Origin of the sequence: Bacillus suaedaesalsae (genome assembly GCF_016890225.1) — a bacterium.
In the GTDB taxonomy this organism is placed as follows: Bacteria; Bacillota; Bacilli; order Bacillales; family SA4; genus Bacillus_BS; species Bacillus_BS suaedaesalsae.
The window spans coordinates 306,569-333,183 of sequence record NZ_JAFELM010000043.1 but is presented as its reverse complement, the minus strand read 5'-3'; the positions used below and the strand labels follow the sequence as shown (position 1 = coordinate 333,183).

Genomic DNA, 26,615 nt, shown 5'->3' with positions numbered 1-26,615 from the left:
TCTGTGATTTAGTATTTGTGCTACAATATCAATAAAGTGAATATTCTGAAATAAACTAAGGATAGCAATTGATATCAATCTGCTAGCAATTGTTTAGCAATAAGTAAAAAGGGGGATGAAATGAGGAGAGTTACCAATTTTTCCGCTGGCCCATCAACACTTCCATATTCTGTACTCAAAAAAGCTCAAGCTGAATTTACTTCGTATCAGAATACTGGCCTATCGATTTTAGAAATGAGTCATCGTTCCAAGCACTTTGAAGAAATACTATTTGATACAAAACAGTTACTTCAAAAATTAATGAACATCCCAAACAACTACCAAGTGCTCTTTCTACAAGGTGGTGCCTCACTGCAATTTTCGATGGTGCCACTCAATTTATTTCATCGCACAAACCACGCCTATTATGCTCACACCGGGACTTGGTCGGAAAAAGCAATCCAAGAAGCACGAAAAATGGGTGAAGTAACTATGATAAGCTCATCAGAAGACAAAGCATTTACCTACATTCCACCTATCCATCTTCCTAACCATCCTTCTGCTGATTATATTCACATTACAACGAACAATACGATCGAAGGAACAAGATATGACACGATACCTAATGAGTTTGATATTCCTCTAGTTGCTGATATGTCTTCTAACATTCTTTCTGAAGTGTATGATGTTACGAAATTCGGACTCATTTATGCGGGGGCACAAAAAAATATTGGTCCTGCAGGATTAACGATAGTAATTATACGAGATGATTTAATTGGAAAAGCTCCGCAAAATTGTCCTACGATGTTAGATTACTCAACTTACGTTAAAACAAAATCGTTATACAATACACCACCAACGTTTAGTATTTACATGACTAAACTTGTATTAGAGTGGCTACAAAAGCAAGGTGGTGTTGAAGGAATTGAAAAAGTAAACAAAGAAAAAGCTCGGTTACTGTATAGCTTTTTGGATCATTCACCTTTGTTTCATTCAAAGGTAGAACCGAAATTTCGTTCTATTATGAACATACCGTTCACAACGTACAATGCAGAGCTCGATCAGCTGTTTATCCAGACTGCATTAGAACACGATTTTCTTGAATTACAAGGACATCGTTCTACTGGCGGTATGAGAGCAAGTTTATATAATGCAATGTCTATTGAAAGCGTACGGAAGCTTGTTGATTTTATGAAGCTGTTTGAACAGTCGTATTTGTTGGAGGGGAATTATGTATCAAATAAGGACCTATAATTCTATAGCAAAAAGAGGTTTAGATGTTTTGACTCATGAAGGAATTCAAGTGACTCACACCGATTTCCCAGATGCTATATTACTACGCAGTTATCCGTTAAACGACACAACCATTCCCTCATCCGTTTTGGCAGTTTCACGGGCTGGCGTTGGAGTGAACAATATTCCTGTTCAAGAACTTACCGAAAATGGTGTTGTCGTGTTTAATACACCTGGCGCAAATGCGAATGCAGTCAAAGAATTAGTAGTAATGAGTTTAATTGCTTCCTCGAGGAATTTGTTTCGAGCTGTTTCATGGACAGAACACTTGCAAGGCGAGAACATTGAGCAAATTGTAGAAACTCGTAAGAAGGAGTTTGTGGGGAATGAGATTTACGGGAAAAGACTTGGTGTTATAGGAGTTGGGGCTATTGGCGTATTAGTAGCTAACGATGCACTTTCACTTGGAATGGATGTTGTGGCCTACGATCCATTTATTTCAGTCAATACAGCGTGGCAGCTTTCTCGTGATGTGAAACGAGCCCATCAAATAGAGGAGTTACTTCAAACTTGTGATTACATTACGTTGCATGTTCCTTATACAGATGAAACTAAAGAGATGATGAACGAAAAAGCGTTTATGCAGATGAAGTCGGGTGTGAGATTGCTTAATTTTTCACGCGGTGAGCTAGTAAATGAAACAGACTTAGCACTAGCTCTTGAGCAAAAGAAAGTAGCAACATATATCACCGATTTTCCGAATGAGAGGGTACTGGAATTACACAATGTGGTTGCCATTCCTCATTTAGGTGCTTCCACACAGGAATCGGAAGAAAATTGTGCATTTATGGCCGCGAAACAACTTGCTCAATATTTACAAACCGGAAACATTCAAAACTCAGTCAATATGCCAAACGTTTACTTACCGTATACGAGAGAAAATCGACGGGTGACCGTATTTCATCAAAACATTCCGAATATGGTCGGGCAAATCACCTCGATATTAGCTCGATTTTCTATCAATATTGCCGATATGATGAACCGAAGTAAAGGTCTTTGGGCATATACAGTTATGGATTTAGATGATGATGTGGATAATAAAGGTGAGCTAGTTCATGAAATATCCAAAATTGTAGGTGTTAAACGAGTCCGAATTATATAAAAGGAGGATAGCAATGGTTTCCATTCGTCCATTTAAAGCTTTCAGGCCAAAAAGTGAGCTGGCAGAACAAACGGCTGCATTGCCTTATGATGTCGTTTCAACTTCTGAAGCAAAAGAGCTTACAAAGAACAATCCATATTCATTTCTACGTGTTGATAAGGCAGAAATTGATTTTGATGAAACAGTTTCTCCTTATGACGATAAAGTGTATGCATATGCAAAGAAAAATCTAGAAACATTCATTCGTGAAGGCATACTCATTCAAGATGATGAACATTGTTTTTATATTTACCAATTACAACGGCTACATCATACACAAATTGGGCTTGTTGTATGTAGCTCTGTTCAAGACTATAAAGACAATTATATTAAAAAGCACGAGCTAACAAGACATGCGAAAGAGCAAGACCGAATTCGTCATATTGATGAAACAAATGCTCATGTTGGACCCATATTTATGACCTATCATGACAACATAGGAGTTAATAGTCTTTTGAAAAAATGGGTGGCTCGTCATGAAACATTGTATTCGTTTATTGCAGAAGATGGTGTGACACATAGAGTTTGGAAAATTGATGATTTAGAGACCATTTCCCTGCTACAAGCAAAATTTGTAGATGTGTCATCTGTTTACATAGCAGACGGTCACCATCGAACGGAAGCTGCCGTAAAAGTAGCAGAGAAGAGACGGAAGCAAAATCCAAACCATACAGGCGAAGAAGAATATAATTTCTTTCTATCAGTATTATTTCCACAAGATCAAGTTCAAATTCTTGATTACAATCGAATTGTAGCGACATTAAATGGAATGACCGTAGACCGTTTAATTGCGAAGTTAGCAGAAAGATTTCAAATCAGAGAAGTAGGGAGGCGATCCTATAGACCTGACCAAAAACATACGTTTGGAATGTATGTGAACCGAAAATGGTATAAATTAACGGTGAAGGAAAAAGATTTACATCACACAGATCCAGTGAAACTGTTAGATGCAACGATTCTACAGGAGATGTTATTACAACCTATATTAGGAATCAATGATATACGAACCGATGAGCGTATTGATTTTATTGGGGGTATTCGTGGTCTCAAGGCCCTTGAACAAGCTGTTCATTCGGGAAAAGCTCAAGTAGCATTTTCTTTGTTTCCAACATCAATAGCTGAATTAATGACTGTTTCTGATGCAGGAAAGATAATGCCTCCTAAGTCTACATGGTTTGAACCAAAGCTTCGAACTGGTCTGTTTGTACATCTGTTAGAATAGTTGCGGTTGTCTGTAATTTAATTATGTAAACTAATCCTATTTATTCCACAAGTAAAATCCCTTATTTTGTAGAAAATAAGGACTCAAGGGATAATGAATAGGAGGGGTTACGAATGCCTAAAGTAGAAGTCTCTTGCTCTATTTCGAATTGTACCTTTTATGGTCAAGGAAATGTGTGTACTGCAGAAAAGATCATGGTCGAACACGACAGCCATGCACGATACGATACTGAATTCTCATCAGAATTAGATGAAAAAAATCATACTGATCAGGTTGAAACATCAAAAGAAACTTGTTGTAAAACGTTTAAACCTGTAGAATAACCATAATTAAAACGACAAGTGCAGTTCAAGTTCACACATGAACTACTACTTGTCGTTTTTTTATTCCTTTGGATGAATCATATCACCCGGTTTTACATATTGATCAAATTGTTGTTCTGTTAAGAACCCTAAATGAAGAGCAGATTCTTTTAACGTAATACTTTGCTTATGTGCATATTTTGCGATAGCCGCAGCTTTTTCATATCCGATATGTGGGTTTAGAGCCGTAACGAGCATGAGTGATTCATTTACGTATCGATTAATGGTGTCCAGGTTTGCTTGAATTCCTACTGCGCAATTGTCGTTAAAGGACAAAATTGAATCAGTGAGTAAACGGACAGACTGAAGGAAGTTGTAAATGATAACAGGTTTAAAAACATTCAGTTCAAAGTTCCCCTGACTTGCCGCAAAGCCGATTGTAGCATCATTTCCCATCACCTGAGCAGCCACCATTGTCATTGCTTCGCTTTGGGTTGGATTTACTTTTCCAGGCATAATCGAACTTCCAGGCTCGTTTTCAGGTATCGAGAGTTCTCCAATTCCACAGCGTGGACCACTTGCTAACCAGCGCACATCATTGGCTATTTTCATTAAATCAGCGCCAAGAGCTTTCAATGCTCCGTGAGCATACACCATTTCATCATGACTAGTTAATGCGTGAAACTTATTTATTGAAGAGTAGAAGGGTTGCTTTGTGAATGTAGCTATTTCTTCTGCAACAAGATCGCCAAACTTTGGATGAGCATTGATGCCAGTCCCAACCGCAGTTCCACCAATTGCTAGTGAAAGCATTTTTTCTGTGGATTGTTGAAGCATCTCTTTCGTCCGTTCTAACATGTACACCCAGCCACTAATTTCTTGACCTAACGTGAGAGGGGTAGCATCTTGAAGATGTGTACGTCCGATTTTCACAATATCTGCGTATTCTTTTTGTTTTTCCTTTAAGGTTGTATGTAATATATTGATTGCCGGTAGGAGGGAATCCCTTATTTCAACCACACCTGCAATATGCATCGCAGTTGGGAAGGTGTCATTGGAGCTTTGGCTCATATTGACGTCATCGTTTGGATGAATCGTTTCGTTATGACCGTTTTCTTGCAGCCACATGTTGCCCCAAAAGGCAATCACTTCATTGACATTCATATTACTTTGCGTACCACTTCCAGTTTGCCAGACGACTAACGGAAAGTGGTCGTTTAATGATCCGTTTATGATCTCATCACATGCTAGTACGATTGTTTTTGACTTAGCTATGTTTAATTTTCCTAACTTAACATTAACGATAGCTGCACTTCTTTTTAAAATGGCGAATGCTCGTATGACTTCCTCAGGCATTTTTTCTATGCCAATCTTGAAATTCTCTCTGCTACGTTGTGTTTGGGCACCCCAAAACTTCTCAACAGGAACGTGAATTTCACCCATCGTATCCTTCTCAACTCTATATTGCATGTTCATCACCTCTAGTTAAAGTTTATTCCCTAATGTACATGAACATAATCTTAAGTGAGCAGTTTAATTTACGAATGCACGTGAGATTTATATAATAAATAAGATTTCAAACAATGGTTTGTTGTCCATACTAGTGTTTATACATATATAGAAAAGAGGATACAAGATGAAAGTAAAAATCAATCGTAACGCAACAAAGTTCTTAAAAAGTGAGCTAGAGAAGGAAAACGCACAAGGAAAGATGTTCCGCGTGTTCGTAACCGAAATGCACGGAAATCATGCCCACTATGACCTAATGCTCGATACACCAAACGAACACGATGAAATCGTCAAAACCGACAAAGAGATCGATATCCTACTAGACAAACGAGAAGAATTCCTTGATGGTGTCTGGATCCAATACTTCCACTTCCCAAAAGAAGAACTCATCATCACAAATCCATCAAAAGGATATCCAACACATAATCATTAAAACAATAACTTTAACACTTTAAAGGAGTGGGGGACAGGCCCCCACTCCTTTAAAGTGTTAAAGAATAGTAAAAGAGACCCCACCGCAAGAGGGGTCTCTTCTTGATCAACAACTATAGACCTTGTTGACCGCGTAATTGTTGTTCAGCCATTGCGACGAGACGTTTTGTCATTTCGCCACCGACAGAACCGTTAGCTCGTGCGGTCGTATCAGCACCTAGCTGAACTCCAAACTCTGAGGCAATTTCTTGCTTCATTTGATCCAGAACATTTGCAGCACCAGGAACTAAAAGTTTGTTTCTTGCCACGATACATCACTCCCGAGCGAGTTTTGAGCAAGGGAAGCTTGCTCCCTCTTAACATAACCTCACTACTTCTAATGTATACAAACATACCTATATAATTTCGACAAAATTTGCATAATTTCCCTATGTTGTTACACGTTAAGATTAACAAAAAGAGAGGTTTAGCGTGAGATCACATACGAATTCACGCTATTATTTTTGTTGATAATTCAACACATGGGGGATTTTTTTATAATTTCTCATTCGAGTTCAATGTAAGAAACCAATTAAGAAATTTTGAATGATAGATTTGAAATTGTAATACCTCAATAATCTATTTATAAGAGCTTTAAATTAAATAAACTTAGTGGAATGGAGAGGAAGACACTTGACTCCTGCGGGAAGTAGAGGAAAAGCTGAGACCCCGCAGCCGAAGGCGAGGAGGCTCAGCTTCCTCCACGCGGTATCCGGCAAGTGTCTGGAGCGCAATGGAACGAACTAGTTACTACACTTAACTAAATTAAAATACAACAAATTATGCGAAAACAGCCTAATTTAATAACCCTGTTGAATTAAAAATCAACAGCGTATTCTTATGTGGTTACTCATGCTAATTACTTTGTGTTTTTCAAGGGAAACAATACGTGATTTAGATTGATTGTTTGCACGTCTAAGGAACCAGTTACTCTTGATATAACCATTGAACATTTCCCAAATATTTCATATAATGTATATGAGCATATGCTCATATAGTTAAACGAAGGGAAGTTCAACTGATCATGGACCGTAGTAATCATGCTTTTTTACCTGAACGAACAGTAGAAGAAGCCTCAAGAATATTTAAAGTGTTAGCCGATCCCACTCGGATAAAATTATTATACTTATTATCCCAAGAGGAGTGCTCTGTTGGTCATATAGCAGAAGTTTTACAACTGTCTCAGTCTGCTGTTTCCCACCAATTAAGCACACTTAGAAACTTACGTTTAGTGAGATATAGAAGGGAAGGGAACACGTTTTTGTATACATATGATGATGACCACGTTATCTCGATTCTCACTCAAGTCGTTCATCATATTGAACATGAATAAGGGGGAATAACATTTGGGACATCATCACCATCATGGTCATGACCATCACGGACACCACCACCATTTTGAAGAAACAAGAGATGGGAATAAAAAAGGACTACTCATTGCCTTACTCATTACAACTGGCATCATGCTGCTCGAATTTATCGGGGGACTGTTTACCAACAGCTTAGCCTTGCTATCTGATAGTGGACATATGTTAAGTGATGCGAGCTCGCTGTTACTAAGTTTAGTTGCGATCTGGTTTGCAGCAAGACCTGCTTCATCGAAAAAAACGTATGGCTTCTATCGATTCGAAATCTTGGCAGCTCTATTTAACGGTGTGACACTCTTCATTATTGCTGGATTTATCGTTTGGGAAGCCTTTGAACGAATCTCGGCACCACCTACCGTTGCAAGTGGAACGATGATTATGATTGCCACTATTGGATTGTTAGCTAATTTATTAAGCGCATGGGCATTACTGAGAAAAGGAGACGTAAAAAATAACGTCAATCTAAAAAGTGCTTATTTACACATTCTCGGAGATGCATTAGGGTCTGTTGGGGCCATAATTGCGGGTATTGTTATGCTTGTTGCGGATTGGTACCTTGCTGATCCGATTATCTCAGTTGTCGTTGCTTTACTAATATTAAAAAGCGCGTGGGGCGTAATTAGTCACTCCATTCACATATTAATGGAAGGCACGCCCCAATCTATTGATATAAACGTTGTAAAAACAACACTCCAACAAATTGAAGGAATCAAAGATGTGCACGACCTTCATATATGTACGATCACGTCTGGCTTAGATACACTAACTTGTCATATATTAATAGATGATTCCAAGGATTCACAAGAAATACTACAACAAGCAATTGATCTGATCAGAGAGAATTTTCACATTGAACATTCAACTATTCAAATAGAAAAATCAATGATTCATCATCAGGAATTAAAAGTATAAATGTTGGATTTTAGAAAAGCTGTCCTTCGCAAAGATTGTTGTGTATCGAATAAGCTTAGCAATTCAAAATGATTGATTATTTCAGGCAGCTTTTCATTAACATTGTTGACTTCTTAAATTTTGTTAAATTTATTTCTATAATAATGTTTACGAATTAGAAAATTCCTTTAATGTGAGAACATAAACATTAAAGGAATTTTCTTTCACGCTTAAATAGGTTGATGAAAGGAATACAAGGATGGAAAATATAAAAATTAGAAGACCAAGAATAAATGATGTGCACGAACTAACTGAGTTTTTTAGAATCGTTTTATTCGACACTTTTACTAAAGAAGGAATAGATCATCTATTGGAGGATCTAGAAGAAGAGATAAAAGCTAAAGAAAATTATTTTATGAATGATATGAATAGTGATGGTAAAGATCGATATTTCCTAATTGCTTTAAAAGAAGATAAAATAATTGGGACGATTGAACACGGTATAACAAGTGAATTAATAAATACATGTACTGGAAATACATATAAAGGCTTGCAGGAAGTTGGAACTATATTTGTGCATCCAAACTTTCAAAATCGGGGAATAGGTAATTTACTATTAAGTGAAATGTACATGAACTTGAAGTCTAAAGGATTAACAGAATTTTGTTTAGATAGTGGCTATAGGACTTCACAAAAAATTTGGACAAAGAAATTTGGGAACCCAGATTACCTACTAAAGGATTATTGGGGAAAAGATTTCCATCATATGATATGGCGAGTGCAAATTTAAAATTTGCTTGTCCTTAACTCAGTACAAACTAGAGTAATTGTTTCCATCTTCCAAAAGACGAAGCATTTCCAACGATAGTTTGGTATACTTTTAAAGGAATTTAAAGTAGATAAATAGGTGATGTTTGTGCAACCAAGACAATTTTTCAATAGTCCAATCGGTATAACGAATAAAGAAGGCCCTGATGCAATGTTTGCTGAAACTAGCAATAGTGCCACACTCATTTCGAATCAAGAAAAAGATGCTGCATATTTTCGTTCGTTGGAAATATCGGGCATCTTTTTAAATGCTTCTCAAATTGAAGCGGTCCGCCATAAAGACGGTCCCATGCTTACATTAGCAGGTGCGGGATCTGGAAAAACCTCCGTCCTAGTTTGTCGTACAGGCTATCTTTTAAACGTACATAACGTGGACCCAAGGCAAATTCTTCTCGTTACCTTCTCCAAAAAAGCTGCGGATGAAATGAAGGAGCGAATTGGGTTGCTACCAAATTTAACACCAGGTGCTGCTAAAGGAATTCAAGCAAGTACGTTCCATTCGTTCTTCTTAACCATTCTCCGAAGTAGAGGCTATCATCAAGAAATATTAAGTAGTGAACGGCAAAAGCAAATTATGATCAAACAAATCATGAAAGAGTTGGGTATGGGAGATACGTACCAGCCCGAAACAGTATTACAGCTCATTTCCTCTCACAAAGTGAACATGATTAAGGATACAGCTTGGCCGAAGGAAACGGAAGATGCAAGAAAAGCTTATTTAAAATACGAAGAGTGGAAGCGAAGAACGAACAAACTAGACTTTGACGATATACTAGTAGAATCCTATGAACTGTTATCAAATAATCTAGTCTTACTTCAAACCCTACGCAATCGTTTTCAATATGTAATGGTAGACGAATTTCAAGATACGAACCTCCTGCAATATGAATTAATTAAACTGCTTACTGCAAAATCTCAAAATCTATTTGTTGTAGGTGATGATGACCAAACTATTTACACCTTTAACGGGGCAAGAAATGAATTCATTTTAAACTTTGACAAGCAGTTTGAAACAGCCAAAACCATATTCTTAGACATCAATTACCGTTCCACAACACCGATTGTTGGTCTCGGTAATGAAGTGATCAAGCACAACAGAAAACGCAAAGTCAAAATGTTGAAGGCGACGAAGAAAAGTGTTCTCTCGCCTCAATATTGCCGCCCAGCTACGACAGATGATGAAGCGAAATGGGTCATAAACGATATAAAAGAAAAGTTGGCAATTGGTAGTCACCGCTATGCTGATTTTGCAATCCTACACCGAACTGCAAATAATAGTCGTGCCATTTTCGAGCAACTCATCATTGATAAGCTACCGTTCATCCAATTTACCGGAAATGACAAATTGTTTTATGAGCATTGGACGGTAAAACCGATACTCGATCATTTAAGGTTGGCACTAAATCCAAGAGATTTTGATGCAATGGACGGTATGGTAGGAACACTCTATATCGCACGTGAAAAAGCAATGGATCTTATTTGGAATGAAGAACAAAAAGCGAAAAAGAAGTATCCACTCATCCATTTAGCAACCTTACCAGGTCTCAAAAGCTTCCAAGTGGAAAAAATAAAAGAACGCATTAAGCTCATGAAAGAAGTAAAAGATTTAGAGCCTCAATCTGTCATTAAGAAACTTCGTCAATCGTTTTATGATAAGTATTTAGAAACGGAAGGATTAAAACAAGCAACCGTTCATAAAGAAGATTTGAAGGAAACGTTGGACGAGCTGGAAGCATCAGCAAAACGATTCGCGACTATTAGTGACTTTATTCGATTTATTCAAGAAATGTCTGAACAACTGACACTTCTTAAAAATTCGAAGAAGCAAACAGAAAGTGATGCCATTTCTTTAATGACGATTCATAAAGCAAAAGGATTGGAATTTCGAACAGTTTACTTGATTGGTGCTTCTGAAGGGATTTTGCCACATATCACGGCGATTGAAGCTGAGAAGATAGAGGATGCAGGTCCTAAACAATCAGCAAAAGAGAAAATCGAGATGGCACTAGAAGAAGAACGTCGTTTAGCGTATGTCGGCATTACACGAGCGATGGAAGAATTGTATATTTTATCTCCCTCTTTTTATAGAGGCAAAAAGGTAGAAGTCTCTCGGTTCTTATTAGAGGCTTTTGGTGCTCAAAGTGCGAATACAAACGGTAGCAAAGCAACGGTTTTAGCATGGATTTGTTCAAGTGCAAAATGTAATGGCTGGCAACGAATTATGACACATGAGGAAACGGAATCTGAAACAAAAGAATGTCCGTTCTGCAGTGGTGAAATGAAAAAGGGTTCAAAAGAAATAAGTAGTAAAAGTTGAACATAGATGTGTAAAGGACTATTCTATAAGAATAGCTTACGTGAAGGGAATGCTTACATGAGTAAAAAATTAGTTTTAGCTGAAAAGCCTTCGGTTGGACGTGACCTGGCTCGAGTGCTTGGTTGTACGAAGAAGGGAAATGGATTTTTCGAAGGAAACGGATATGTCGTGACATGGGCTCTCGGTCATTTAGTTACACTGGCTGATCCCGAAATGTATGATGATAAATATAAATCTTGGAAAATAGAAGACTTACCGATGTTGCCAACTCCGTTAAAATTAACGGTCATCAAACAGACGGGGAAACAATTTCAAACGGTAAAAGCACAGATGAACCGTAAGGACATTTCTGAAATTATTATCGCAACAGATGCTGGTCGTGAAGGTGAATTAGTAGCACGATGGATTATCGAGAAGGCTCGTGTTCAAAAGCCGCTCAAGCGTTTATGGATTTCATCTGTGACAGACCGTGCCATTAAGGACGGCTTCGCAAAGTTACGAAATGGGAAAGAATATGAAACATTGTATGCATCTGCTGTTGCTCGTTCTGAAGCTGACTGGTATGTAGGAATGAATGCCACTCGTGCATTAACAACGAAGCATAATGCACAGTTATCATGTGGACGTGTTCAAACACCTACGCTTGGAATGATTGCAAAGCGTGAGGAGGAAATTAAACAGTTTCAGCCGAAGCCTTTTTACGGAATTACGGTTAAAGCTGATAATCTTTCGTTAACGTGGCAAGATGCAAAATCAAAAGATAATCGTTCTTTTGATCAACAAAAGATAGAAGATATCATAACTCGTTTAAAAGGGAAAAACAGTCAAATTAAGCACGTACAAAAACAAGCGAAAAAGCAGTTTTCTCCTGGATTGTATGACTTAACCGAGTTACAACGTGACGGTCATAAAATGTTCGGCTACTCAGCAAAAGAAACACTGTCAATCATGCAAAAGTTGTATGAACAACATAAACTCGTAACGTATCCAAGAACAGATTCCAGGTTCCTTTCATCAGATATGGTAGATACGTTGAAGGACCGCTTAGAAGCAGTCGCCATACCTGGCTATGCACCACTTGCCAGAAAAGCAATGAAAACGATGAAACCTAACAAAGCGTTTGTAGATGATAGTAAAGTGTCCGATCACCATGCGATCATCCCAACAGAGCAAAGAGCAGACATAAGAGCATTATCTGATAAAGAACGAAAAATATATGATCTAATTGTCAAACGCTTCCTGGCAGTCATGTTTCCACCGTTTGAATATGAACAAACGACGATTACGGCTACTATTGATAACGAATCGTTTACGGCAAAAGGAAAGACGATATTGTCAAGTGGATGGAAGGAAGTATACGGTACGTATGCTGATGAAGAAGAGGAAGACTCTTCAGATCAATTGTTACCTTCCGTATTAGAAGGAGAAATGTTAAACGTCATTTCTTTATCCAAAACGACAGGTTCAACAAAACCTCCGAAACGCTTTAATGAGGCAACACTTTTAACAGCAATGGAAAATCCGGCAAAGTTTATGGCGGGTGAAAGTAAGGACTTAATTCAAACGATTGGACGTACTGGTGGTCTTGGTACTGTTGCCACTCGTGCTGATATTATCGAAAAGCTTTTCAATAGCTTCCTTATTGAACAAAAAGGCAAAGAAATTTTCATAACAAACAAAGGGAAGCAGTTACTTGAGCTTGTACCAGAAGACTTAAAGTCACCAGCCCTAACAGCAGAGTGGGAACTAAAGCTCGAATCCATTGCAAAAGGCAGCCTAAAAAAGGAAGCCTTTATTGGAGAAATAAAATTGTATACGAAACAAGCTGTAGCGGAAATTAAAAACAGCCAAACACGCTTTAAACACGATAACATGAGTGGTACAAAATGTCCTGATTGTGGAAAATTGATGCTAGAAGTAAACGGCAAAAAAGGTAAGATGCTAGTTTGTCAGGACCGTGAATGTGGGCATCGTAAAAACATTTCAAAAGTAACCAATGCAAGATGTCCGAACTGTCATAAAAAGCTAGAATTACGCGGACAAGGTGAAGGACAAGTGTTTGCTTGTAAATGCGGACACCGAGAAAAGCTTTCAACCTTCCAAGATAGAAGAAAGCAAAACGCAAACGGAAAAGTATCAAAGCGTGAAGTCCAAAATTACATGAAAAAGCAAAATGAAGAACCCGTCAACACTGCATTAGCAGATGCTTTAGCCAAGCTGAACTTGAAGAAGTAAAATCTATAAGTATACTGCGAGGTTTAAATATAAAATAGTTGTTTTATGGGAATACTAGAATTTCTAAATATAGTTTATAGAAATATAAACTGGAGGATAGACAATATGCCAGGAGTACTATCAAAATTTGCCATACTGAAAAGAAGATTATATTTGTGGGTTTTGCCATTACTGATTCTGGCGATTGTTAGTTCATATGCTAATTGGGACGGGTCCTTTGCCGTTTTTGATGTCATAAGAGGAATATTAGTACTTTGGTTTATTTTTGCCTGGATACTTTTATATAAAAAAACAGCTTTCCGATTAGTAGAATTCGTGACATTAGGTGTTAGCAGTTTTTCACATTTAATTACAACCTTTTATTCGCTCAATTGGATTGTACTAAAGCAGCAAGAAACGATTGGAAGCAGCAGTTATTGGACCACACTCATCTATATTTACATCTTTGTTACCTTAAAGGGGAGAACGGGGGCCATTTATTCATTTTTATTGTGGCTGGCAACGTTTGGTCTAGTATTATTATTTTGGCCGGAATTAACCCCGGAATTTAAGGATAATTTTATGCAATATATGCTCGCAAACCTCGTCTATATAAGTTTTCTATTTGCCTCACTTAGGATTATGCGTACGTATACTGAATCGGAGCTCCTTGAGAAAATGGCTTATCAAGATTCTCTTACAGGAATTGCGAATAGAAGACAATTGCTAGAATGGATCGAGCAGCTTGTTAAGAAACAACCTGCTCACATGTCCGTTATCTTTTTTGACATTGATCATTTTAAACGAATAAATGATCAATTTGGTCACCTTATTGGAGATCAAGTTCTTGTGGAATTCACAAATGTCATCAAAGAGCATATACAACCAGAAGATTACTTCGGCCGCTGGGGTGGAGAAGAGTTCGTAGTTATTACATTACAGTCGTTACCGGAAACGATTCAACTAGCGGAAAGATTAAAAGAAATCGTAAGTGAACATTGTTTTACAAAAGTAGGTAATGTCACTTCAAGTTTTGGAGTTGACACCTTAAGACCAGGAGAACAACCCGATTCCCTTTTTGACAGAGCAGATACCGCTCTTTACTTAGCAAAACAAGAGGGAAGAAATCTGGTGAAGGTCATAAGTGAAAATTAAGATTGAATTTCATTACATTTTCCGTTACTATATGTAAATAACTTCATTATATTATCGTTATGATAGGAATACAGTAGTTACTTATCTCCCTGTTTTAGAGAGCTGATGGTTGGTGTAAATCAGTACAAAGATAAGAACGAATTACCTCCTTGAACTTTCTTTGTGAACACCTGAGTAGCAAAGAACGGCCAAAACCGTTACCTGGCAAGAGTGGAAGACTTATGTCTTCAAGCAAGGGTGGTACCGCGTATTAACCACGTCCCTTATTTAGGGGCGTGGTTTTTTATATTTTTTGAAGGCTATTTTCGTAAAGATTGTTGCTTTTGCATATCATATAATTTCTATAGTGTAATGGAGCGGAAGACACTTGACTCCTGCGGGAAGAGGAGAAAGGGGCGAGACTCATGCTGGCGAAGCCGAAGAGGCTCGACTTTTTCCCCGCGGAAAGCAAGTGTCTGTAGCAAAATGCAACGAAAGATACCCAACTAAAAACAACAAAATATGCGAAAACAGCCTTTTTGAAAGAGAGGAATAATCATGGAAAACTGGATTGAACAATTAACAAATGAACAAAAACTAGAACTAGAGAGGCAGTTTTCAATGTTTGAAAATGGCGTACAAGAGATTATTCCAGCAACTGAACTACGTCAAAAAATTGCCAAATCCATTAAAACAGGTAAACCATTAAAAATAAAATTAGGCTTAGACCCATCCGCACCTGATGTTCATATTGGACATACAGTAGTCTTAAACAAATTAAAACAGTTCCAAGAAAACGGACATTTAATTCAATTAATTATCGGTGATTTTACAGGAAAAATTGGAGATCCGACGGGGAAGAGTGTAGCACGAAAGCAATTAACAAACGAAGAGGTTCAGCATAACGCGAAAACGTACTTCGAGCAGTTCAGTAAAGTTTTAGACATGGAAAAGGTCGAGCTATACTACAACTCAAAATGGCTTTCTGCTTTAAACCTTGAAGATGTCATTCACTTATCAGCCAGCATTACGGTTGCGCGCTTACTTGAGCGAAATGATTTCTCTGAACGTCTATCAACTGGAAAGCCAATCTCCTTACACGAGTTTTTCTACCCGTTAATGCAAGGCTATGATTCAGTTGAACTAGAGAGTGATGTAGAGCTAGGTGGTACTGACCAACATTTCAATGTTTTAATGGGACGTCACTTACAAGAGCACTTTGGTAAGGAAAAGCAAGTAGTGATCATGCTTCCTCTTTTAGAAGGTCTTGATGGTGCAGATAAAATGTCGAAGTCTAAAAACAATTACATTGGTGTAGACGAAGCACCAGAACAAATGTACGGAAAGACGATGTCGATACCAGATGAACTGATTACAAAGTACTTTAACCTAGTAACAGACATAACGGTAGAAGAAAAGAAAATTATTGAAAAAGATTTACAAGAAGGTACATTGCACCCACGTGATGCAAAAATGCATTTAGCCAAAACCATCGTTACGATGTACCACGGAAAAGAAGCGGGAGAAACAGCAGAGGATCATTTTAAATCTGTATTCCAACGTGGTTCCTTACCGACTGATATTCCAGAAATCAACTGGACAGGAACAAACGAAATAAGCCTTATCGATCTATTAGTAGACTTGAAACTACAAAGCTCAAAAAGTGAAGCAAGAAGAATGATTCAAAATGGCGGAGTTCGTGTAAATGAACAAAAAATAGAGGACGTACAGACAGTTATTTCGATAACGGACGGACTTGTCCTTCAAGTAGGAAAGAGAAAGTTCGTGAAACTTAAATTTTAGTTTTCCCTTCAAGTTATTAGTGGATTCATGTATGCTAAATATAGAATAACATGAGAGAATAGTTGTGATTAACCAAAAAACAGTGTAAATTTCAGTCGAAATACACTGTTTTTTCATTTAAGTTTGTAATTGATGGAAAGGGGATGAAATGATGCTGAACTTTGATCGCTTAAAATTGATAACCAATCCACAACAATGGCAAACTGCCTATAACGAAGAGATACAAAAACTAGACTTAATTTACCAAGAAGAAGAGCAATTATATTATAAGATGTACATTGATGGAAAACAATCTAATCGAATAGATGAAATTGCAAAGCTTAAACACTCGTTAATGACTGACGAAGACCTGCATCAAACATTCGTTAACTGGAGAACTATATTTATCGAAGACCACATATGGAAGAGAAGACTTGACGTATTTTTAAGTAAAATGAAACAAGAATCACTTTTTAGTCACCCAGATATTGTTGACCTGCAACACCAATTACAATCTATGTTATTAGAAAGCAAATTTACGGTAAGAGGAAACGAATACAATCTTGGAACAGTTCATTCTACGATTATGGATCATTCCGACCGGGAACTTCGGAGACTGCTTTTCTTAGAAGCGAAAAAAGTCGGCCAAAACGCAGAAGAGTTATTTAGAACACTGATTCAAAAAAGAAACGAATTAGCAACAGAACAAGGATATGAAAACTACTATTATTTCAAATGCAGTATTAAAGAAATTAATATAGATTCGTATTTGAAAGAAATGGATGAGTTATTTCAGCAGTCGAATAAGACGTTCGACTATTGGGATTTGATGATAAGAGAAAAATTTAATTGGACAACGATTCATCATTTTGATCAATATTATTCTACTTTTCATTTCCATTCTATTAATAGTGATGCTTTTAAGTCCAACAGGATGGAAGATGTCTTAGAAGATGTCGTTCAGGGACTCGGCATATCAATGAAGAATCTTCCTGTTACAATTGCAAAATTAGAAATTCCCTATGGTGGTTTTTGTGTAAATATTCATCCAAACGATCTTCGTCTAGTCGTCAATAATAGAGAATCGTACTCCTTATTTTTGTCAGGACTACACGAAATGGGGCACGTCCTTGATGGCCATTATAGTTCGTATAGTTACCCTGAACTTTATCGTTTTTATTCAAGTATTTCTGCGGAGGCAATTGCTGAACTATTCCAAACGATCATGACTGATGAAGAGTTTTTGAAAAGCAACTTTAATATAGACGATGAAATGTATTCACAAATTAAAGAAATAAACCAATTAACAGATATAAAAATACTAAGAATCAATTACTTTTATAGTTTAGTGGAATATGAATTATATATAAATCCAGAGCAATCGTTTCAAAAGATTGCAGATGAGTGTTATGTACGGGTTTTTGGGTATGAAGCTGAAACCTTTCATCCAGCCGGCGAAATGTTTTACATTGAAAACCCAGCCTTTTTCCAGGATTATAATTATGCATTAGCGATACGAGATATGGTTCGTGAGAAATTCGATATTACGAATCTGTATAAGGAAAAAGAAGTATTTCAACAATTAATTCGAACAATGATAGAGCCTAACCAGTTATACTCTTGGCATGAACGAGTTGAAATGCTTTGCAAAGAACCTCTTACTTTTAAGTACATAGCAATGAAATTACAAAATACATAGCTCTATATAAAAGAAATGTATCCTGAAGTTGTCATTAAATAGCTAAAAAGGGACCCGTATATCTTTATTCGAATCCCTTTTGTCTACAACCTAGAAGAGTCATTCAGAAACGAATGACTCTTCTTTTATTAAACTTATAGTTTCAAACTTCTAGACAAATCTTGAAGTTGATTAAACGGAATCGGTTTACTAAAGTAATAACCTTGCATTTGTGTGCACCCGATGTTTTGTAAAAATTGCAGGTGTTTTTCTTCTTCGACACCTTCTGCAATGACATTCATTCGTAAACTTTTAGACATCGCAATGATCGTTTCAATAATCGTTTCTTGGTCAGAGCTTGATTCAATATCCTGTATAAAGGATTTATCAATTTTCAACACTTTAATTGGCAATCTTTGAAGATAACTTAACGACGAATAGCCCGTTCCGAAATCATCTAGAAATACTTCTATTCCTATCGCTTCAAGTAATAATAGTTTTGTAGACATTTCATTTACATCCATCATCGTTAAGCTTTCCGTTATTTCAATTTTAAGCAGGTTTGTATTAACTTTACCTTGCTTTAGGATTTCATCCAATCGTTCTAAGCAAGTTACTTCTTCAAACTGTCTAACCGATACGTTAACAGATACATATACACCTTCAAAACCCTGTGTTTGCCATGCTTTCATATCTTGACAGGCTTTTTGGAGTACCCAACTTCCAATCGGCACAATAATACCAGATTCCTCTGCTATCGGAATAAATTCCATTGGGGAAATTGGTCCATATGTCGGGTGGACCCATTTCAGCAGCGCTTCAAATCCCACAATCTTTTTTTGCATCACATCAACAATCGGTTGATAGTGAAGAGAGAGCTGTTCGTTTGATAGTGCTTTTCGCAACTCTTGTTCTAGTATCATCTTACGAGAAAAATCGTCCTTTAAGCTTTTATCGTATATTTGGAAGTTGTTTTTCCCTTTTTCCTTTGCTAAATACATCGCCTGATCCGCTCGTTTTATTAAGTTTTCGGCCGTCTCTGCATGTTCGGGATAGATACTAACGCCAATACTTGTTGTAAGTGTATACTCATGACCATCAAGCTCAAAGGGTTGACGAATTTTTGAAAGAATTCGCTCGGAAACTTCTGTTACTTCTGCATCATCATGTACATTTTTGAGTAATACCGCAAATTCATCTCCACCTAATCTTGCAACTAAATCGTGTTTTCGTACGATTTGACGAAGGCGAACTGCGATAATTTGTAAAATTTGATCTCCAACATGATGCCCTAAAGAATCATTCATATATTTAAAACGATCGAGGTCTAAGTAAAGGACAGCTAGCTTTCTATTCGAAGGATCCTGGAGTGCTACATCTAATGAATGATAAAACATTCTTCGATTTGGTAATTCTGTCACTAAATCAAAGTTTGAAAGATGTTTTAATGTTTCTTCGGTATTTCGGGATTTTGTAATATCAATCAATACACCATCAATTCGTTCTAGCTTTCCGTCAGCATCTAGAATGGGAACGGTATAGTCAGAAATCCACTTTATTTCGCCACTACGATGGAAGATGCGGTATTCATGCCTCAGTGTTGTTCCATTGTTTAATTCAAGAAAACGGTTGGAATAAAGGTTTAAATCATCTGGGTGAATCAGTTTTTGCCATAGTAATGGCTCTTGCTCAAATTCTGCTGGTGAATAGCCAGACAACCGCTTGGAAGCAGGTGAGACTTGGAATAGTTTTTGACCTCGATAATCATACGACCATACACATATATTCGTGCTTTCAAAAATATTTTGCAATTGGTTACGGGATTGGATCAATTCAAGTTGTAAGGATTTACTTTCCGTAATATCCTTTGCCACACCAATCACACCAAGAATTGTTTCGTTAATGATAATCGGCATCGCTGTAATCGAAAGTTCTACTTCTTGACCGTCCTTTCGAATAATTGTAACCTCAAAGCTTTTTTTATTTCCCTCTAATACATCTTGAAAAACACGAAGAATCTTTTTGATTTCTTGAGCTTTTACTATAGAATTTATCGAGGATTGCAAAAGTTCGTCATAGGAATATCCCGTGATTTCTAAAGCTCGTTCATTGGCTAACATACAGTTTCCATTCGTATCTAATGCATAACAACCATCCGGGTTGTTCGTAAATAGAGACTTATAAGCACTATATAAAGATGGAATGTCACTCAGTAAATTAGTCATGGTAGTTTTCCTCTTCCCGGCAGTATGTATAGTCCAATTATACTAACAATTCCCTTATAATTCTTGAGGTATTTTTAACCAATAAGTATGGATAAAACAGCCATTTGAGGGAAAAGTAAGAGCAAACTAGTATGGAGAGGCTCTTATGAAAAAGCTCATTACAACGAAGAAGATACAACTAAAAGAAGATAATAAAAAAGTAGAAGTAGAACCAGTTTCAAGAGATATTCATAAAAATATTGAACTCTTACAAAAAGAATTTGAAAAATCGGATGTTACGTTTCGCAGACTAAAGGTAGGCAATCATGAAGCATGTCTAATTTTTATTGAAGGATTAATTGATAAAGTAACCATTGAATTACATGCGATTCACGAACTGCTCGAAGCGGTATCGATTGAGGAATTATCAGATGAATATATCGAACAAAATGTTGTTTCTGTCAATAAAGTACTAAAATCAAATGACTTAGCAGAATTGATCAATTATGTGTTAGACAGCAATGCGGTGTTAGTAATTGATGGATTAGATAAAGCGTTAGTATTAGATGCAAAAGGTGGCACAACACGAAGTGTATCAGAGCCTGAGACGGAAGCATCGATTCGAGGACCAAGAGAAGGTTTTACAGAGAATCTTGGCGTAAATAAATCCCTCGTGAGACAAAAAATACGTTCGAATGATCTAAAAATTATCTCAAAGGTTGTCGGGACACATACTCGAACATCTTTAGCCATTATGTATATGGAGGGAATTGCATCACCGGATTTAGTGTCGGAAGTAGAAGAGCGAATCGATCGAATTAAAATCGACGGCGTATTAGAAAGTGGGTACTTAGAGGAATTTATGGAGGACAATCCGTTTACAGTATTTCCACAAATTCAAAATACGGAAAGACCTGACTCAGTAGCTGCGAATCTACTGGAAGGAAGAGTCGCTATTTTAGTGAATGGGACTCCGTTTGCCTTAATATTGCCAGCTACCTTTTGGCAGTTTTTGCAAGCTAGTGAGGATTATTATCAACGTTATCACATCTCAATCTTTTTACGGTTACTTCGTGTGACCTTGATTTTTTTAGCTTTGTTATTACCTGCTTTCTATATTGCCGTTACGACATTTCATCAAGAAATGATCCCAACTAATTTGTTATATAGTATTGCGGCGAGTCGTGAAGCGATTCCATTTCCAGCTTTTATTGAAGCCCTTATAATGGAGCTCGCCTTTGAGGCACTACGGGAAGCGGGTATCAGATTACCCAAGGTAATCGGACAAGCAGTAAGTATTCTTGGCGCGCTTGTGATCGGACAAGCAGCTGTTGAGGCTGGGATTGTTTCTGCACCAATGGTTATTATCGTATCGCTAACAGGTATTGCATCATTCACCATTCCACGATTTAGTTTAGCGATATCCATTCGTTTGCTGCGTTTTCCGTTGATGCTTCTTGCTGCTACCTTTGGATTATATGGAATTGTACTTGGCTCTATCGTTTTATTAACTCACCTATGTAATTTACGTTCATACGGTGTTCCTTATTTCAGTCCTCTTGGACCTCTAAGTTGGAAAGAACTTAAAGACGTTTTCATCCGAGTACCATGGTGGAAGATGGATAAGAGACCAGATGAGTTTGTAAAGGAAAATGTAGTTCGAGAAGAATCCAATTTAAAGCCTTCTCCAGATCAATAAAATCAGCTTAATAGGAGGGGAAACAATAATGAAAAAGCTTCAAATTACGTTAATTATTTGTATTTCCCTCATCCTACTAACTGGATGCTGGGACCGTACGGAAGTAAATGATATGGCCTTTGTTACGGCAACAGGTTTTGATAAAGCTGATGAAAATTCGTTTAGAATCTCTGTACAAGTCCCGCTCCCTAGTGCAATGGGAGGTTCCGGTTCATCCGGCGGTGGTGGTGGTACAACAGGTGGGCCTTCTTATGTAGATTCTGAACTTGGGCGAAATATACGGGAAAGTAATGATCACTTGCAACAAAGAATGTCTCGGAAGCTATTTTTTGGTCACAGAAGAATACTTGTATTCGGTGAAGCAATGGCACGTGGTGGCTTCGAAAAATCGTTACAACTTGTTCTCGAACAACCACAGTCCAGGCTTTCAACCTATGTTCTAGTAACTGAAGGCAAGGCAGTTGACATCTTAACTGCTTCCCCCCACTTGGAGAAACTTTCATCCGAAGCGATGCGAGAAATAGTGAAAGCCGGAAGGGCAGTAACGGTAAAGGATGTGTTAAATGATATTGGTTTAGAAGGTAAAGATCCGGTGATACCGGTAGTAAAAACGGTGAAAACAAAAAACGGGAAGTCAAAAGAAGATAAAGAAGAACTTGCAGTGGAAGGAATGGGTGTTTTTAAAGGAGACAAATTAAGTTATTTTGCCAACAAAGAAGAATCATCTGGGGCACTTTGGCTGCTGGATGGAATGGAAAATAAAACCTTTACTTTTCCGGTTCGACAAGACGATGAATTGAATGTACAGATTGATAGGGTTAATGTAAGAACTGATTATAAAATCATAAACGGTTTACCTTCTTTTACAGTAAAAATCATAACTGATGCCGATATGATGCAAAATGAAGCACAATTGCAACTCGGTGACTTAAAAGCATATGAACTTGCAACAAGTTCGATGGAGAAACAAATAATTAAAGAAGTTAAGGCATTATTTGATCATTCAATGGATGAAGGAATTGACGTATTTGGTTTAGGTTTACATGTCGTAATAAAAGACAATGTTCTTTGGGAAGAGAAGTTGAAAAAGCACTGGCGCGAACTATTGCCAGATATTGAGGTGAAGGTAGAGGCAAAAGCAGAGATCGAACAGGTGCTTAATTCAGGAATCCAAATAAGGGAGTGAGGCCATGGAAGCAATAATTCTTATTTTCACTTTATTAGCTGTATCTCTATTCACCAGGCGAAAACATATGGATAAAAAGGAGAGGCTATGGGTTTTCACGATTTCTTTTTTGACAGCCGGATTGTCCTTACTGTTCATTACGCCATTCACCCTGAACGGAGTCACAGTATTCGTCAATAAGGTATTGAGCCCAATTACAAAGATGGTGGTTTCGTAATGAAAACAAAAATCTCTCCATTTCAATTAGCAATTATCATTGCCAATTTTATTTTAACTGGCTCCTTAATGATTACGGGTCAAATTATTACCCAAATTACAAAGCATACAACTTGGCAAGTGCCATTTTTCATCCTTCCTCTCTTATTAGGTTTGCTGTTTATCGGTATGGGGAGGAAAGGTAATTTAGTAGATGTTATGCCATCTGCTAGTAAAAGTAAACGTTCCAAGATATTTTCGATACTCATGTCGATTTTTTTAATGTCTGTTTTTATTCGTGATGTACGCACGTTTGTTCACTATATTTCGTCCAACTTACTTCCGACTACACCACTTGAAATCATTACGCTTATATTAGTGATTACCTTAGTGTATATAAGTGCTGCTGGTCTTGAAGTCATTGGAAGAATCACAGTTATCCAATTTGTCGTTTTAGCCGCAATTATTTTGACCCTACCACTTACACTAATAAATGAACTTAAAATGTCTAACCTCTTACCTATTTTTGAAATAAAAGAAGCGTTAAACCTTGGCAAGTCATCGTTTATTTTATTTCCATGGATGGGGGAAGTGTTCATTGTATTTTATTTATTTTCAAATATTCAAGATACAAAAGGATTACGAAAAGCAACCTACTACGGTACGGCCTTTGGAATCTTATTATATTTTGTGTTACTAATATTAAATATTTTAGTGCTGGGAGAAAAAATTGTAAGGCTATCTTCCTATCCAAACATTACAATGATTCAACAAATTAATATTACTGAGTTTCTCGATCGTTTAGACTTAGTTATCGTATTAATCTGGATGCCATGTCTAATTGCAAAGCTTGCACTCACTTTATACTTAATCCAAAAGGCGATTGCAAACATAAGAAGTGTTGAATCGGTGAATATAATCCTCCCTTTAGGTTTGTTACTTGGAGTTTTATCTATAGTCTTATTTAAAAGTACAATGGTGTTTTTCGAGTTCACCTTTTTCTCTTGGACATTAATTGGACTATTTTTAGAAATGTCATTGTTAGTGCTGTTTCTTATAAGCCGTAAAAAGAAACGGAAAGCAGAGTCAACATAATAGTAGGGGAATGTAAATATGACGGGAGCATAATCATTTAGATTTATGCTCTTTTTTTGTTAATAAACCACATAATGAATAGGAAGAATATGTTAAACTTTACGTATAAGGTTTTCTATCCAAGATACACTGCTAAAAAACTTACTAAAGCAACTAAATTTTATTGAAATTTCATTCCATGGTCTTCTAATTTATAGAGGAGTGGTATCATGATGTTTTTCATAGCATTTCTAGTCATGATGTTACTCTTTTTTTCATTAACATCTGTATATTGATTGAAAAGGTGTTAAAAAGATTGAATCACTCTAATGAAAAGATTGTAAAGTTGCTAGAATGATCTAATTTCACGGATTTATGTAAGCTACGAATAGATTAAAATAATTTGCAAATAGGGTGAATAGGGATGTGGTTTCTATTTTGTACGCAATTGGATTATTTATCCTTGCAGGAATAGCTGAGATTGGTGGGGGCTATCTTATTTGGTTATGGCTTCGAGAAGGAAAGACTTATTACTTTGGAATTGGTGGAGGATTGGCACTATCACTATATGGCGTAATTGCGACCTTTCAAACCTTCCCGTCGTTCGGTAGAGTTTATGCCGCATACGGTGGTGTTTTTATCGTTCTATCTGTTTTATGGGGATGGGGCATTGATAGAAAAACACCAGACATATATGATTGGCTTGGTGCGATTATTTGTATAATCGGCGTATCCGTTATGCTATTTGCACCACGTAATTAATACATAAGACTAGGAGAATTTAATGAACATTCAAATAGAAAGAGATAACAATAACGATTATAAAAATCATATCAATGATGAACTCTTCAAATACAATTTAGCTCACTTTCCAGAAGACTTAAGAGGAAGGTACGAGCAAGTTAACTTTATCTTAAAAGATGATCAAGGCGTTGTTCGTGGGGGCTTACTAGGAGAAGTTTGCTGGAACTGGTTAGAAATTCATACGTTAATGGTAGATGAAGAGATTCGATCATTAGGATACGGTTCAAAATTATTAACAGCAGTAGAACAACTCGCAATTGATCGAAAATGTGATTTCATTAAAGTAGATACGCTAAGTTTTCAAGCTTTGGAATTTTACGAAAAACATGGCTATAAGGTTTTTGGAAGTATTGACAATGTAGGTAGACACTTTACTCATTATTATTTAAAGAAAGATTTATACGTCGGAAACAAAAAGGAGATGAGAAGTTGAAAAAATACTCTTATCTAGTACTTATCGTAGTTGTAGTGGTCCTTTTGTTTTTGATGATAAGTGGCTATCGATTCACGGCATTAAGTGCAGCAAATGCGAACAGCTTTCTTTCAAATGATGCGGAATTGATGGAGGAGTATACAACATCTTCTTATAAAATTTTCTTATTTAAGAGTGATATCGATAAACAATATCAATCCGTATTATCCGAAAAGTTTTGGTTATTCTATAGAAGTCCATTGTCTACGAACATTCCGTATAGCTCTGACAACATACAGACCATTGGAGGTATTAGCATTACAACAGAAGATGATGCTGCAACGATGTTGAGTGTAATTTCACACGATGATGAAGTAGCATACATAGAAGCGGGTGATGAACACCATACAGAACGGAAGAACGTAACCAAAGGAGAACGTATTTCTTTTTTGTTTCCATTTAGTCAACAAATCGACCACCTTCATGCCACAGCGTACAACCAAAATGGCAAACCGCTCTATTATTACGGATACCCTAAATCTACGAATGTATTTAGAAGTGAAGATTTAAAATGGCATAAAATTGACTAACAGATTGCATTTTTCATAACAGAAGGAGGGGATATTGTGGAAAGAAAAATTCACTACTTGTTTGCATTGATTACCTATCCAATTACCATATTACATCTCATTTTTGGCCACTACCCCCAAGATAAATTTATATCGGGAGTCATCTTTTATACAGCTGCATTTATCATATATATAACATTGGTTTACCTTTATTGGTTGAATAAAACAGGCAAAAGGGTTGTCATGTATTGCTTATTCATACTAGCGATATTATGTATTATTTCAATATGGATTCTTTATTAATATTCTTTGAATAAGGGAAGGAATTCCTACTATTTTGTCTA

General features: G+C 36.9%; 22 protein-coding genes and 1 other annotated feature. Of the genes, 19 read left to right on the top strand and 3 right to left on the bottom strand.

Annotated elements, in window-relative coordinates; all coding sequences use genetic code 11:
• The first annotated feature begins 120 nt into the window (after positions 1-120).
• From serC to JR050_RS18320, 4 genes are all read left to right on the top strand, one after another.
• Positions 121-1,233: a 3-phosphoserine/phosphohydroxythreonine transaminase gene (gene serC, locus JR050_RS18335; protein ID WP_204205095.1), complete on the top strand. Its 1,113-nt coding sequence runs from the start codon at positions 121-123 to the stop codon at positions 1,231-1,233.
• Positions 1,211-2,374, top strand: coding sequence for a phosphoglycerate dehydrogenase (locus tag JR050_RS18330; RefSeq protein WP_204205094.1), 1,164 nt, complete (start codon positions 1,211-1,213; stop codon positions 2,372-2,374). The genes serC and JR050_RS18330 overlap by 23 nt, the downstream gene beginning before the upstream one ends.
• Positions 2,375-2,387: 13 nt before the next feature.
• A complete protein-coding gene (locus JR050_RS18325; RefSeq protein WP_204205093.1) occupies positions 2,388-3,635 on the top strand; it encodes a DUF1015 domain-containing protein in 1,248 nt (415 codons plus the stop codon).
• Positions 3,636-3,748: 113 nt separating this feature from the next.
• Positions 3,749-3,958 carry a DUF1540 domain-containing protein gene (locus JR050_RS18320; protein WP_204205092.1) on the top strand — a complete coding sequence of 70 codons (210 nt, stop codon included), beginning with the start codon at positions 3,749-3,751 and terminating at the stop codon, positions 3,956-3,958.
• 60 nt (positions 3,959-4,018) lie between these two features.
• Here JR050_RS18320 and fumC read toward each other — a convergent pair whose 3' ends face one another.
• On the bottom strand, positions 4,019-5,407 hold the full coding sequence (gene fumC, locus JR050_RS18315) for a class II fumarate hydratase (protein ID WP_204205091.1): 1,389 nt from the start codon (positions 5,405-5,407) through the stop codon (positions 4,019-4,021).
• Positions 5,408-5,573: 166 nt separating this feature from the next.
• Between fumC and JR050_RS18310 the strand changes: the two genes are divergently transcribed.
• Positions 5,574-5,879, top strand: a complete 306-nt coding sequence (locus JR050_RS18310) for an iron-sulfur cluster assembly accessory protein (protein ID WP_204205090.1) — start codon at positions 5,574-5,576, stop codon at positions 5,877-5,879.
• A gap of 112 nt (positions 5,880-5,991) precedes the next feature.
• On the opposite strand, the gene JR050_RS18305 is transcribed toward JR050_RS18310, so the two are convergent.
• Positions 5,992-6,186, bottom strand: coding sequence for an alpha/beta-type small acid-soluble spore protein (locus JR050_RS18305; protein ID WP_149217471.1), 195 nt, complete (start codon positions 6,184-6,186; stop codon positions 5,992-5,994).
• 755 nt (positions 6,187-6,941) lie between these two features.
• Here JR050_RS18305 and JR050_RS18300 point away from each other — a divergent pair.
• The 8 genes from JR050_RS18300 (at position 6,942) to JR050_RS18265 (ending at position 18,149) form a co-directional block, all read left to right on the top strand.
• A complete protein-coding gene (locus JR050_RS18300) occupies positions 6,942-7,250 on the top strand; it encodes an ArsR/SmtB family transcription factor (RefSeq protein WP_204205089.1) in 309 nt (102 codons plus the stop codon).
• A 13-nt stretch (positions 7,251-7,263) separates the two neighbouring features.
• Positions 7,264-8,196, top strand: a complete 933-nt coding sequence (locus tag JR050_RS18295; RefSeq protein WP_204205088.1) for a cation diffusion facilitator family transporter — start codon at positions 7,264-7,266, stop codon at positions 8,194-8,196.
• Between the two features lie 238 nt (positions 8,197-8,434).
• Entirely contained in the window at positions 8,435-8,965 is a 531-nt protein-coding gene (locus tag JR050_RS18290; RefSeq protein WP_204205087.1) for a GNAT family N-acetyltransferase, read from the top strand.
• Between the two features lie 120 nt (positions 8,966-9,085).
• Positions 9,086-11,320: a UvrD-helicase domain-containing protein gene (locus JR050_RS18285; protein ID WP_430392901.1), complete on the top strand. Its 2,235-nt coding sequence runs from the start codon at positions 9,086-9,088 to the stop codon at positions 11,318-11,320.
• A 57-nt stretch (positions 11,321-11,377) separates the two neighbouring features.
• The gene (locus tag JR050_RS18280; RefSeq protein WP_204205085.1) at positions 11,378-13,555 is read left to right on the top strand and encodes a DNA topoisomerase III; all 2,178 of its coding nucleotides are present in this window, start codon (positions 11,378-11,380) and stop codon (positions 13,553-13,555) included.
• A gap of 105 nt (positions 13,556-13,660) precedes the next feature.
• Positions 13,661-14,689 (top strand): GGDEF domain-containing protein, encoded by a 1,029-nt coding sequence (locus tag JR050_RS18275; RefSeq protein WP_204205084.1) that lies wholly within the window; start codon positions 13,661-13,663, stop codon positions 14,687-14,689.
• Between the two features lie 50 nt (positions 14,690-14,739).
• Positions 14,740-14,956: a binding site (T-box leader), on the top strand.
• A gap of 270 nt (positions 14,957-15,226) precedes the next feature.
• Positions 15,227-16,471 carry a tyrosine--tRNA ligase gene (tyrS, locus tag JR050_RS18270; protein ID WP_204205083.1) on the top strand — a complete coding sequence of 415 codons (1,245 nt, stop codon included), beginning with the start codon at positions 15,227-15,229 and terminating at the stop codon, positions 16,469-16,471.
• A gap of 148 nt (positions 16,472-16,619) precedes the next feature.
• Entirely contained in the window at positions 16,620-18,149 is a 1,530-nt protein-coding gene (locus JR050_RS18265; protein WP_204205082.1) for a gluzincin family metallopeptidase, read from the top strand.
• Positions 18,150-18,283: 134 nt separating this feature from the next.
• On the opposite strand, the gene JR050_RS18260 is transcribed toward JR050_RS18265, so the two are convergent.
• Positions 18,284-20,353 carry a sensor domain-containing protein gene (locus tag JR050_RS18260; protein WP_204205081.1) on the bottom strand — a complete coding sequence of 690 codons (2,070 nt, stop codon included), beginning with the start codon at positions 20,351-20,353 and terminating at the stop codon, positions 18,284-18,286.
• 145 nt (positions 20,354-20,498) lie between these two features.
• Here JR050_RS18260 and JR050_RS18255 point away from each other — a divergent pair, with 145 nt between their 5' ends.
• From JR050_RS18255 to JR050_RS18230, 6 genes are all read left to right on the top strand, one after another.
• Positions 20,499-22,031 (top strand): spore germination protein, encoded by a 1,533-nt coding sequence (locus JR050_RS18255; RefSeq protein WP_204205080.1) that lies wholly within the window; start codon positions 20,499-20,501, stop codon positions 22,029-22,031.
• Positions 22,032-22,059: 28 nt separating this feature from the next.
• Positions 22,060-23,217, top strand: coding sequence for a Ger(x)C family spore germination protein (locus JR050_RS18250; protein ID WP_204205079.1), 1,158 nt, complete (start codon positions 22,060-22,062; stop codon positions 23,215-23,217).
• 216 nt (positions 23,218-23,433) lie between these two features.
• The gene (locus JR050_RS18245) at positions 23,434-24,507 is read left to right on the top strand and encodes a GerAB/ArcD/ProY family transporter (protein ID WP_204205078.1); all 1,074 of its coding nucleotides are present in this window, start codon (positions 23,434-23,436) and stop codon (positions 24,505-24,507) included.
• A gap of 414 nt (positions 24,508-24,921) precedes the next feature.
• A complete protein-coding gene (locus JR050_RS18240) occupies positions 24,922-25,248 on the top strand; it encodes a YnfA family protein (protein WP_204205149.1) in 327 nt (108 codons plus the stop codon).
• Between the two features lie 22 nt (positions 25,249-25,270).
• Positions 25,271-25,723: a GNAT family N-acetyltransferase gene (locus JR050_RS18235; protein ID WP_204205077.1), complete on the top strand. Its 453-nt coding sequence runs from the start codon at positions 25,271-25,273 to the stop codon at positions 25,721-25,723.
• Positions 25,720-26,292, top strand: coding sequence for a hypothetical protein (locus JR050_RS18230; RefSeq protein WP_204205076.1), 573 nt, complete (start codon positions 25,720-25,722; stop codon positions 26,290-26,292). The genes JR050_RS18235 and JR050_RS18230 overlap by 4 nt, the downstream gene beginning before the upstream one ends.
• Positions 26,293-26,615 lie beyond the last annotated feature (323 nt).

Excerpts from the sequence above, each read along its gene's own strand:
- serC (WP_204205095.1), top strand. The coding sequence starts at position 121 with ATGAGGAGAGTTACCAATTTTTCCGCTGGCCCATCAACACTTCCATAT.
- JR050_RS18330 (WP_204205094.1), top strand. The coding sequence starts at position 1,211 with ATGTATCAAATAAGGACCTATAATTCTATAGCAAAAAGAGGTTTAGAT.
- JR050_RS18325 (WP_204205093.1), top strand. The coding sequence starts at position 2,388 with ATGGTTTCCATTCGTCCATTTAAAGCTTTCAGGCCAAAAAGTGAGCTG.
- JR050_RS18320 (WP_204205092.1), top strand. The coding sequence starts at position 3,749 with ATGCCTAAAGTAGAAGTCTCTTGCTCTATTTCGAATTGTACCTTTTAT.
- fumC (WP_204205091.1), bottom strand. The coding sequence starts at position 5,407 with ATGCAATATAGAGTTGAGAAGGATACGATGGGTGAAATTCACGTTCCT.
- JR050_RS18310 (WP_204205090.1), top strand. The coding sequence starts at position 5,574 with ATGAAAGTAAAAATCAATCGTAACGCAACAAAGTTCTTAAAAAGTGAG.
- JR050_RS18300 (WP_204205089.1), top strand. The coding sequence starts at position 6,942 with ATGGACCGTAGTAATCATGCTTTTTTACCTGAACGAACAGTAGAAGAA.
- JR050_RS18290 (WP_204205087.1), top strand. The coding sequence starts at position 8,435 with ATGGAAAATATAAAAATTAGAAGACCAAGAATAAATGATGTGCACGAA.
- JR050_RS18285 (WP_430392901.1), top strand. The coding sequence starts at position 9,086 with ATGTTTGTGCAACCAAGACAATTTTTCAATAGTCCAATCGGTATAACG.
- JR050_RS18280 (WP_204205085.1), top strand. The coding sequence starts at position 11,378 with ATGAGTAAAAAATTAGTTTTAGCTGAAAAGCCTTCGGTTGGACGTGAC.
- JR050_RS18275 (WP_204205084.1), top strand. The coding sequence starts at position 13,661 with ATGCCAGGAGTACTATCAAAATTTGCCATACTGAAAAGAAGATTATAT.
- tyrS (WP_204205083.1), top strand. The coding sequence starts at position 15,227 with ATGGAAAACTGGATTGAACAATTAACAAATGAACAAAAACTAGAACTA.
- JR050_RS18265 (WP_204205082.1), top strand. The coding sequence starts at position 16,620 with ATGATGCTGAACTTTGATCGCTTAAAATTGATAACCAATCCACAACAA.
- JR050_RS18260 (WP_204205081.1), bottom strand. The coding sequence starts at position 20,353 with ATGACTAATTTACTGAGTGACATTCCATCTTTATATAGTGCTTATAAG.
- JR050_RS18255 (WP_204205080.1), top strand. The coding sequence starts at position 20,499 with ATGAAAAAGCTCATTACAACGAAGAAGATACAACTAAAAGAAGATAAT.
- JR050_RS18250 (WP_204205079.1), top strand. The coding sequence starts at position 22,060 with ATGAAAAAGCTTCAAATTACGTTAATTATTTGTATTTCCCTCATCCTA.
- JR050_RS18245 (WP_204205078.1), top strand. The coding sequence starts at position 23,434 with ATGAAAACAAAAATCTCTCCATTTCAATTAGCAATTATCATTGCCAAT.
- JR050_RS18235 (WP_204205077.1), top strand. The coding sequence starts at position 25,271 with ATGAACATTCAAATAGAAAGAGATAACAATAACGATTATAAAAATCAT.